12 protein-coding genes and 1 pseudogene are annotated in these 9,382 nt (G+C 75.1%); 9 read left to right on the top strand and 4 right to left on the bottom strand.

The window, feature by feature from the left end:
- On the bottom strand, positions 1-266 hold a 266-nt coding region (locus KPL57_RS21360; RefSeq protein WP_226352930.1), incomplete at its 3' end, for a hypothetical protein.
- 92 nt (positions 267-358) lie between these two features.
- Between KPL57_RS21360 and KPL57_RS21365 the strand changes: the two genes are divergently transcribed.
- The 6 genes from KPL57_RS21365 (at position 359) to KPL57_RS21390 (ending at position 5,633) form a co-directional block, all read left to right on the top strand.
- On the top strand, positions 359-1,180 hold the full coding sequence (locus KPL57_RS21365; RefSeq protein WP_264198378.1) for a lyase family protein: 822 nt from the start codon (positions 359-361) through the stop codon (positions 1,178-1,180).
- Positions 1,177-1,962 (top strand): IclR family transcriptional regulator C-terminal domain-containing protein, encoded by a 786-nt coding sequence (locus tag KPL57_RS21370; RefSeq protein WP_226352931.1) that lies wholly within the window; start codon positions 1,177-1,179, stop codon positions 1,960-1,962. The genes KPL57_RS21365 and KPL57_RS21370 overlap by 4 nt, the downstream gene beginning before the upstream one ends.
- Positions 1,963-2,291: 329 nt before the next feature.
- Entirely contained in the window at positions 2,292-3,167 is an 876-nt protein-coding gene (locus KPL57_RS21375) for an LLM class flavin-dependent oxidoreductase (protein WP_374203763.1), read from the top strand.
- A 128-nt stretch (positions 3,168-3,295) separates the two neighbouring features.
- Positions 3,296-3,724, top strand: coding sequence for a hypothetical protein (locus KPL57_RS21380; RefSeq protein ID WP_226352932.1), 429 nt, complete (start codon positions 3,296-3,298; stop codon positions 3,722-3,724).
- The gene (locus KPL57_RS21385) at positions 3,694-4,188 is read left to right on the top strand and encodes a PaaI family thioesterase (protein WP_226352933.1); all 495 of its coding nucleotides are present in this window, start codon (positions 3,694-3,696) and stop codon (positions 4,186-4,188) included. The genes KPL57_RS21380 and KPL57_RS21385 overlap by 31 nt, the downstream gene beginning before the upstream one ends.
- 59 nt (positions 4,189-4,247) lie before the next feature.
- Positions 4,248-5,633, top strand: coding sequence for an FAD-dependent oxidoreductase (locus KPL57_RS21390; protein ID WP_226352934.1), 1,386 nt, complete (start codon positions 4,248-4,250; stop codon positions 5,631-5,633).
- Between the two features lie 49 nt (positions 5,634-5,682).
- Here the strand turns inward: KPL57_RS21390 and KPL57_RS21395 are convergent, their stop codons facing one another.
- A complete protein-coding gene (locus tag KPL57_RS21395) occupies positions 5,683-5,994 on the bottom strand; it encodes a hypothetical protein (protein ID WP_060711494.1) in 312 nt (103 codons plus the stop codon).
- Between the two features lie 309 nt (positions 5,995-6,303).
- Between KPL57_RS21395 and KPL57_RS21400 the strand changes: the two genes are divergently transcribed.
- On the top strand, positions 6,304-6,582 hold the full coding sequence (locus tag KPL57_RS21400; RefSeq protein ID WP_060711495.1) for an Lrp/AsnC family transcriptional regulator: 279 nt from the start codon (positions 6,304-6,306) through the stop codon (positions 6,580-6,582).
- A gap of 146 nt (positions 6,583-6,728) precedes the next feature.
- Here the strand turns inward: KPL57_RS21400 and trpD are convergent, their stop codons facing one another.
- Positions 6,729-7,769, bottom strand: coding sequence for an anthranilate phosphoribosyltransferase (gene trpD, locus KPL57_RS21405; protein ID WP_226352935.1), 1,041 nt, complete (start codon positions 7,767-7,769; stop codon positions 6,729-6,731).
- 23 nt (positions 7,770-7,792) lie between these two features.
- Entirely contained in the window at positions 7,793-8,188 is a 396-nt protein-coding gene (locus tag KPL57_RS21410) for a response regulator (RefSeq protein ID WP_020625131.1), read from the bottom strand.
- A 248-nt stretch (positions 8,189-8,436) separates the two neighbouring features.
- On the opposite strand from KPL57_RS21410, the pseudogene KPL57_RS21415 reads away from it, so the two are divergent.
- Positions 8,437-9,047, top strand: a pseudogene (locus tag KPL57_RS21415) (heme-copper oxidase subunit III).
- 64 nt (positions 9,048-9,111) lie between these two features.
- A partial coding sequence (locus tag KPL57_RS21420; protein WP_226352937.1) for a cytochrome c occupies positions 9,112-9,382 on the top strand: 271 nt, incomplete at its 3' end.

Below are 9,382 nucleotides of genomic sequence, written 5' to 3' on the forward strand. Positions count from 1 at the left end.
CGGTCGCAGGCCGTACGCTCGTACGCATGGCGAACACGTTGCTCGGGCCCCTGTCCGGTACCGACCGGGTCGACGGCCTGCTCGACGACGGCGCGTGGATCGCCGCCCTGCTGGAGGTCGAGCTGGCGCTGTCGGCCGTCGCCGCCGAGCAGGGCGCGGTCGCCGAGGCACGACGCCGACGCGGTGGAACGCGCCGTCGCCGCCGTCGCGGGCCTCGACCCGCACACGCTGGCCGCCGAGTCGGTCGAGGGCGGCAACCCGGTCATCCCGCTGGTCAAAAGGCTCAAGGCGGCCGCGGCGCGAATCCAGCCCGGCGCCGAGCGGGCGGTACACCCGGGGCGCGACCAGTCAGGACGTCATGGACACCGCGCTGATGCTGCTCGCCCGCCGGGCCGGGCACCGCATCGTCACCGACCTCACGGCCTGCGCCGACGCCGCGGCCGCGCTCGCCGCCGCCCACCGCGACACCCCGTGCGCGGCCCGCACCCTCGGCCAGCAGGCGTTGCCCACCACCTTCGGCCTGGTCGCCGCGACCTGGTGCACCGGGCTGGACCGGGCGCGCACCGGTCTCGACCGGGTGCTCGACGCCCTGCCGGTCTCCTACGGCGGCGCCGCGGGCACCCTCGCGGCCGTCCACCCGCACGGCCCGGCCGTCGCCGACGCACTGGCCGCGCGGCTCGGGCTCGCCCCGCAGGGCGTGCCGTGGCACACCGAACGCAGCCGGGTCGGCGAGCTCGCCGGGGCACTCGGCGTCGCCGCCGGGGCCTGTGCGAAGCCCGCGGGCGACGTGGTGCTGCTGTCCGCCACCGAGCTCGGCGAGGTGTCGGAGTCCGCGCCGGGGGACTCGTCGTCGATGCCGCACAAGCGCAACCCGGCCGCCGCCGTCACCGCCCGCGGCGCCGCGAAGCGCGCACCCGGCCTGGTCGCGACGCTGCTCGCGGGCGCCGAGCAGGAGTTCCAGCGCGCCGCCGGGGCCTGGCACGCGGAGTGGGAGACGCTCGTCGCGCTGCTGCGGGTCACCGCGGGTGCCGCGGCCCGGCTGCGGGTGAGCCTGGAGGGACTGCAGGTGCACCCCGGGGCGATGGGCCGCAACCTCGCCCTCGCCGCGGGCGCCCAGGGCTCGGGCACCGGGCACGCCACCGACCTGGTCGACACCGTCCTCGCCGGGCGGCCCGGATGAGCGCCCCGCGCACCGAGCAGGTCCGCTCGCTGGCCCGCGGTCTGGCCGTCATCCGGTCCTTCGACGCGCAGCGTCCGCAGCAGACCCTCGCCGACGTCGCCCGTGCCACCGGGCTCACCCGCGCCGCGGCGCGCCGGTTCCTGCTCACCCTCGCCGAGGAGGGCTACGTCCGCACCGACGGCAGGCTGTTCGCGCTGACCCCGCGGGTGCTGGAGCTCGGCTGGTCCTACCTGTCCGCGATGGGGCTGCCCGAGATCGCCGCCCCGCACCTGGAACGGCTGGTCGCCACGGTGCGCGAGTCCGCGTCGGTGTCGGTCCTCGACGGCGACCCGCACACCGGCTACGACGTCGTCTACGTCGCCCGCGTCCCCACCTCGCGCATCATGACCGTCACGATCACGATCGGGACCCGCTTCCCCGCCTGGGCGACGTCGATGGGCCGGGTCCTGCTCGCCGCCCTCCCACCCGCCGACCTCGACACCCACCTCGCCGCGCTGGAGCCCGCGGCGCTGACCGCGCACACCGTCTCGACCCCGGAGCAGCTGCGCACCGAGCTGGACCGGGTCCGCGCCGACGGGTACTGCGTCGTCGACCAGGAGCTCGAGGCCGGGCTGCGCTCGGTCGCGGTGCCGGTCCACGACCGCGCGGGGCGGGTCGTCGCGGCCGCGAACGTCTCCACCCACGCCTCCCGCAACGACGCCGACGGCCTGCGCGCGGACATCCTGCCCGAGCTGCGCGCCTGCGCCGCCGCGATCGAGGCGGACCTGCGCGCCGCCGGGTAGCCGGGAACAGACCGCGTCCGCGACGGGTTGGCTCGGTCAGGAGCTGAACACGAGCGACGGAGGCACGGTGAGCGGACGTCTGCACCTGGCGGTCGAACTCGGAGCGGCGGGGCGCCACGCCGGCGCGTGGCGGCTCGGCGGCGCCGACCCGGCCCGGCTGTTCACCGCCCCGTACCACCTGGACCTGGTGCGCACCGCGGCGCGCGGCGGCCTCGACCTCGTCGCGCTGCCCGACTCGCTGCAGCCCGCCCGGCGCCGACCCGGCCGCGCTGCCTGGCACCCTCGACGCCGTCGCCGTCGCCGCGCGGGTCGCGCCCGCAGTCCCCGGCATCGGGGTCGTCCCGACGGTGACGGTCACCCACACCGAGCCGTTCCACCTGTCCAAGGCCGTGGCCACCCTGGACTTCGTGTCCACCGGGCGAGCCGGGTGGCAGCCCGAGGTGTCGCGCACCCAGGCCGAGGCCGACCTGTTCGGCCGTGCGCGCGCCGACCGCGACGCGGCCTCGCTGTGGCGGGAGGCCGGCGAGGTGATCGAGGTCGCCGCGCGGCTGTGGGACTCCTGGGAGGACGACGCCGAGATCCGCGACGCCGCCACCGGGCGTTTCGTCGACCGCGACCGGCTCCACCACATCGACTTCACCGGCGAGTTCTTCTCGGTGACCGGGCCGTCGATCACACCGCGCCCGCCGCAGGGGCAGCCGCTGACCGTGCTGCGCGGCGACGAGCCCGCCGCGCTGGCGACCGTCGGCCGCTACGCCGATGTCGTCCGGGTCGCGGCCGACACGGTCGCCGGTGCCGCCGAGGCCCGCGACCAGGTCCGGGCCGCCGTCGCCGGCGCCGGGCGCGACCCCGAGCAGGTCACCGTGCTGCTCGACGTCGAGACCCTGCTGGGCGACGACGCCCCCGCCCGGCTGCGTGAGCTCGACGCCCTCGCCCCGGCAGGCGCCGACACCGGTCCGGCCACGCTGCGCCACGTCGGCGACCCGGCCGAGCTCGCCGCCCTCCTGCGCGACGCCGCCGAGGAGCGCGCCGCGGACGGGTTCGTCCTGGTCCCGCTCGCGTTGCCGTCCGGGGTCGACGAGATCGTCGACGGCCTGCTCCCCGCGCTCGGTGACACCTGGGCACCCGCCCCCTACGACGGCACGTTGCGGGACCGGTTCGGGCTCGCCCGCCCGGTGAGCCGGTACGCCCGTACGGCGGGCTGACCGGCACGATCGCCGGGTGCGCGTCCTCACCGCGAGCGGCGCGCCGTCGACGACGCGGCGGCACTGCTCACCGCCGGGTACCGGGACCCGGAGCCGGGAGCACCCCCGGGGTGACGCATGATGGGATCATGACCGGTACGACGCAACCGCAGCAGACCAGGCCCGGACCGGGCTCCCGGGAGCGGCTGCGGCGCGCGCCGGTCGAGTCCGGTCTCGGGATGGTCCCCGACCCGTCGTCGACGCGGGAGCGTGCGGTGGTGCGCGCCCCGCTGCACGACGGCGTCCGTACCGCCGACGGCCGGATCCTCCCGGTGGTCCCGGCGCTCCTCGCGGACGCGGGCCTGGGCTACTTGGTGTTCTCCACCGCGCGCCTCGTCGCCGGCGCCCCCACCGTCGACCTGCGCCTGGACCTGGCCGGGATCCCCGCGGCGGACGCGCGGTGGCTGCGCGCCGAGCTGACCCTGCTGCACCTCGACGACGCCGTCGGTGTCGGCCGGGCCGAGATGCACGACGACACCGGGTCGCCGTGGCGCACGTCGTCGCGACCTTCGCGCTGACCGGTGTCCCCGCGGGCCCCGGCGGGCTCGCGACCGCTCCCGCCCCGGGCCCCACCGCTCCCGACGCCACTGATCCCGACGCCACCGCGCCCGGCACCGACGTGCGGGCCGCCCTGCCGCCGTTCGACGCCTCCCGGCTGCGGCCGGAGAACCTCGAGCGCGACGCCGACGGCGACGTCGTGTTCACCCCCGGCCCGTCGACGACCAACCTCAACGGCACCACCCACGGCGCGGTCCTGTCCGGGCTCGCCGCCGCGGCCCAGTCCGCGCACCCCGGTGCCGGCGACGCCCGGCCGCTGTCGACGACGGTGGAGTTCCTGCGGCCGGTGCAGGTCACCGACCGGCTGCGGGCCCGCACCGTCGCGATCCGCGACGGCCGGCGCTTCCGCACCCTGAGTACGGAGCTGCTGCTGCCCGACGGGCGGACCGCGGTGCGCGCCGTCGGCACCGCGCTGCGTCGGTGATCGCCCGGACGGGTCATCGCTGTTAGCGTCGTCACCGTCCCCGGCTCGGAGGTGCGCACGTGTCGACCCCGCAGGTCCTCAGCCCACGACCCCACCGGATCGCCGTCATCGGATCCGGACCGTCCGGCCTGTACACGGCCGAGGCGCTGCTGGCGGGGGACCCGGCGGTGCACGTCGACGTGATCGACCGGCTGCCCGCGCCCTACGGTCTGGTCCGCTACGGCGTCGCCCCCGACCACGTGAAGATGAAGTCGGTCATCCGGGCGCTGGTGCGGACCTTCGACGACAGCGACCGCGTCCGGTTCCTCGGCAACGTGCACGTCGGTCCCGGCGGCATCCCGGGGGAGGCGCTGCGGGAGCACTACCACGCCGTCGTGCACGCCACCGGCAGCGCGGTCGACCGCGACCTCGGCGTCCCGGGGGAGGATCTCGCGGGCTCGGTCGGGTCCGGGGCGTTCGTGTCCTGGTACTGCGGGCACCCCGACGCGGTGGGCCCCGGCCCGCTGCTCGACCACCCCGGCGCGGTCGTGGTCGGCGCCGGGAACGTCGCCGTCGACGTGGCGCGGGTCCTGGCCCGCCCCGCCGAGGACCTCGCCGCCACCGACGCGCACGACGCGGTGCTCGACGCGCTGCGGGCGAGCGCGGTCACCGACGTGCACGTGCTGGTCCGGCGCGACCCGCTGCACGTGAAGTTCACCCCCGCCGAGCTGCGCGGTCTCGGGGGTCTCGACGACGTCGACGTCGTGGTGCACGACGACGGCCTGCTCGCCGCGGGCGTCGCCGAGCCGGAGGAACGGCGGATGCGCCAGAACATCGAGATGCTCACCGAATGGGCCGCCCGGTCCGCGACCGGCGCGCGCCGGCGCATCCACCTGCGGTTCCTGCGGTCGCCGGTCCGGCTCGTCGACGACGGCACCGGCCGGGTCGGCGCCGTCGTGGTCGAACGCAACGCCGTCGACGCCGACGGCCGGGTGCACGGCACGGGTGAGGTCGAGACCCTGGAGGCGGGCCTGGTCGTGCGGGCCATCGGCTATGCGGGCGAGCCCATCGAGGGGCTGCCGTTCGACCCGGCGACCGGCACCGTCCCGAACGAGGCCGGGCGGGTGCTGCTCGGTGGGGAGCCCGTGCGCGGCAGCTACGTGGCCGGGTGGATCAAGCGGGGCCCGACCGGGGTGATCGGCACCAACAAGGGCGACGGCGCGCAGACCGCGGAGTCGGTGCTGGCCGATCTGCCGGACCTGGCGACGCCGCCGCGGCCGGGTGGCGACGCCGTCGTCGAGCGGATGCGCTCCTACGGCGTCGACCCCGTGCTGTGGGAGGACTGGCTGCGCCTCGACGCCGCCGAGATCGCCCTGGGGGAGCGGCGCGGCGGCACCGAACGGGTCAAGATCGCGGACCGGGCCGAGATGCTCGACGCGGCCCGCAGCCGCAGCTCACGCCCGTAGCGGCCGCGGGCCTGTCGCCTCGGTACCGGCCGGTCCAGCTCAGTACGGCTCAGTACGGGTCGACGGCCAGGACACAGGGCATGGCGCCCATGCCGCGGGTGAAGTCGTCGGCTTCGTCGGGCGTCATCGACAGGGTGCAGGTGACCGAGCTGTAGGCGACGCCCTCACGGACGTCGACGCAGAACTCGCGCAGCGTGCGGCCACAGCTCTGCAGCGCCGAGGCGATCTGCATGACCCCGGCCATCCCGTCGCCGGTGACGACGGTGTGCCGGCGGGGCATCCGGGACGCGATGTCCGCGGCGCCACCGGTACCGGTGGGGAAGGAGAAGGTGGTGGTGGGGCGGTCGGCGGTGATGCTCATGATCGTGTGGCTCCGTGCGTTGCGCGAGAGAGAAGCGGGAACGCGAGCCAGGTCTCGAAGATCCTCACCGCGGTGTGCGGGAGGGAAGCGCCGGGATTGCGGCGCGGGCGCGTCGGCGGCCTGGATCAGCCGACGCGCAGTGCTACTACCGCGGGAATGAGTGCGGGCAGCGCTGCGGCCGGAGCAAGGGTGTGCTCGACGGTGCGCATGACGGTGACAGTAGCAACCGGATGCGGCCTGCGCCACAGGGGATGCCCCCACTAGCCTGACCGGTGTCCGCCACGCCCTGACCCGAGGGGGAGCCCCACCGTGATCACCGCGATCGTCCTGGTGCACACCGCCGCCGACCGGATCCCCGAGACCGCGCAGGCCATCGCGGACCTCGACGGCGTGTCGGAGGTCTACTCCTGTGCCGGCGACGTGGACCTGATCGCGATCGTCAAGGTGCGCGAGCACGAGCAGCTCGCCGACGTGATCGCCAGCCGGCTCAGCCGGATCGACGGCGTCGTCGGGACCGACACGCACATCGCGTTCCGGTCCTACTCCAAGGCCGACACCGACGCGGCCTTCGCCATCGGCCTCGACTGAGCCCCGTCCCGCCCCAACTGACCTGACTGCGCGAGCGGCCGGCCCGCGGCGGACGGCGCTGCCGGGCCGCTCGGGCGGCCGGCTCTGCTGAGGGCGGTGTCGGGCCGCTCGGGCGGCCGGCTCGGCGGACGGTGGTGCCGGTCCGCTCAGGCGGCCAGCTCGGTGGACAGTGCCGCCCAGCGGGTGAGCAGGTCGGACGCGGCGCCGGAGTCCACGGCCGCGGCGACGGCGTCGAGCGCGTCCCCGATCGCGGCCGTGAGGTCGGTGCCGATCCCGCGGTGCGCGGCGAGCGCGCCCGCGGCGTTGAGCAGCACCGCGTCGCGCACCGGGCCGCTCTTGCCGGCCACCAGGTCGCGGACCACGGCGGCGTTGACCTGCCGGGTACCGCCGCGCAGGTCCTCGGCGGTGGCCACGCCGACCCCGAGGTCGGCCGGGTCGAGCCGCTCCTCGCGGACGGTGCCGCCGTCACTGATCCAGACGGTGCTGAGCCCGGTGGTGGTCAGCTCGTCGAGCCCGTCGTCGCCGCGCACCACCAGCACCGACTTGCCGCGCCGGGCGAAGACCTCGGCCATCGTCGCGGCGTGCCGCGGGTCGGCGCAGCCGATCAGACCGGTCTCGGGCTGGGCCGGGTTGGACAGTGGCCCGAGCAGGTTCATCGCGGTCGGCACCCCGAGCTCGCGACGGACCCCGCCTGCGTAGCGCATGGCGGGGTGGAAGGACTGGGCGAAGCAGAACGCGATCCCCAGCTCCGCGGCACACCGTTCGACCGCGGCAGGGGTCAGCTCGATCGCGACACCCAGCTCCTCGAGCACGTCGGCCGTCCCGCACTGCGACGACGCCGCGCGCCCGCCGTGCTTGACGACCGGCGCACCCGCCGCCGCGACGACGATCGCCGCCATCGTGGAGATGTTCACCGTGTGCGCCTGGTCCCCGCCGGTGCCGACGACGTCGACCGAGCGGCCGGGCACGTGCACCCGCAGCGCATGGGCGAGCATCGCGTCGGCCATGCCCGAGATCTCCGCGGGCGTCTCGCCCTTCGCGCGCAGCGCGACGAGGAACCCGGCGAGCTGCGCCGGGGTCGCCTCCCCGGCGAACACCTGACCCATCGCCCAGGTCGCCTCGTCGGCGGTGACGTCCTCGCCGCGCATCAGGCGGCCGATCACGGAGGGCCAGGTGGGTGCGCTCACGGCGTGAGGTGTCCTCTGTCTCGCTACTGCTGCTGGGTCAGGGTGCCGGGCCGGTGGTCGCGCAGGACCTGGGCGACGACCTCGGCCGCCTCGATCGGGTCGAGCGGGTGCACCAGCACGGCGTCCGCCTCCGACCAGGTGGCGAGCCAGCGGTCGTCCCGGCGGCGGACGGTCAGCACGATCGGCGGGCAGTCGACGATCTCGTGACGCAGCTGCTTGGCCACGCCCATCCCGCCGGTCGGCTGGGCCTCGCCGTCGAGGACCAGCAGGTCGGCCTCACCCGCGTCGCAGGCCGCGAGGACCTCGGCGATGCCGGCCGCCTCCACCCAGCGCACCCGGCCCACGTCCGGCGCGGGCCGCCGCCCGACCGCCTCGATGATGCTCTCGCGGACCTCGGGACGGTGGCTGTAGACCAGCACCGTGCTGGTCCCCGTCCCCGACCCGGCCGCGCTGCCGATCTCTGCCGCTCGTCCGCTCACGCCGACGATACTAGGGGAACCTCCCGACACCCCCGAACGTTGTCGTGTCGGCGATCCGGGCCGGGGCCGCGTGGCGGCCGCTCCGTCGTCCCGACCAGGCGATGAGTTCCCGATCATCGGGTCCGTTCGCCGATCGTGATGCGGTGAGGGGTATCCCGACAAGCCGTAGAAGTTCGGCTCGGGTCATAATGCCCGACGTGACGACAGCGGCACCCAACATCAGCGCGCGGATCCATTCGCTGAACCGCCCCAACCTGGTCAGCATCGGCACCATCGTCTGGCTCTCCAGCGAGCTGATGTTCTTCGCCGGGCTGTTCGCGATGTACTTCACCGCGCGGGCGCAGAACGACGGCCCCTGGCCGCCGCCGCCCACCGAGCTCGACGTCCCCTACGCACTGGTGGTCACCCTCGTCCTGGTGGCGTCCTCGTTCACCTGCCAGTTCGGCGTGTTCGCGGCCGAGCGCGGCGACGTGTTCGGGCTGCGTCGCTGGTACGCCCTGACGCTGGCGATGGGACGTTCTTCGTGCTCGGCCAGGCGTTCGAGTACTACACCCTGGTCACCTCGCACGAGACGACGATCTCCTCGAGCGCCTACGGGTCGGTCTTCTACCTGGCGACCGGCTTCCACGGGCTGCACGTGGTCGGTGGCCTCGTCGCGTTCGTGTACCTGATCATCCGCACGAAGCTCAGCAAGTTCACGCCCGCCCAGGCCACCGCGGCGATCGTGGTGTCCTACTACTGGCACTTCGTCGACGTGGTGTGGATCGGGCTGTTCGCCACGATCTACTTCATCCGCTGACCGATCGCGCCGCCCGTCCCCTGACAGCACCCGCCACGACGTCGAGGTTGGAAGACCCCCAGCGATGACCGAGAACCAGAACCCACCACCGGTCGAACGGCCGGACGAGAAGGCCGGGGGCCGCACCCGTCCGCACGGCAAGGTGAAGCGCCGCATCGCCGGCGCCCTCGCCATCGGGCTGGGCCTGCTGTCCGTCGGTTTCCTCTACGCCGCCTTCGCGCCGCAGCCGCAGGTCGCCCAGGCCCAGCAGGACACCGCGCTGATCGCCAAGGGCGAGCAGCTCTACAACAACACCTGCATCACGTGCCACGGCGCGAACCTGCAGGGTGTCCAGG

Source organism: Pseudonocardia sp. ICBG601, assembly GCF_020496245.1.

Bases quoted from the DNA above. Each gene is read 5' to 3' on its own strand.
- KPL57_RS21365 (WP_264198378.1), top strand. From the start codon at position 359: ATGGACACCGCGCTGATGCTGCTCGCCCGCCGGGCCGGGCACCGCATC.
- KPL57_RS21370 (WP_226352931.1), top strand. From the start codon at position 1,177: ATGAGCGCCCCGCGCACCGAGCAGGTCCGCTCGCTGGCCCGCGGTCTG.
- KPL57_RS21380 (WP_226352932.1), top strand. From the start codon at position 3,296: ATGACCGGTACGACGCAACCGCAGCAGACCAGGCCCGGACCGGGCTCC.
- KPL57_RS21395 (WP_060711494.1), bottom strand. From the start codon at position 5,994: ATGAGCATCACCGCCGACCGCCCCACCACCACCTTCTCCTTCCCCACC.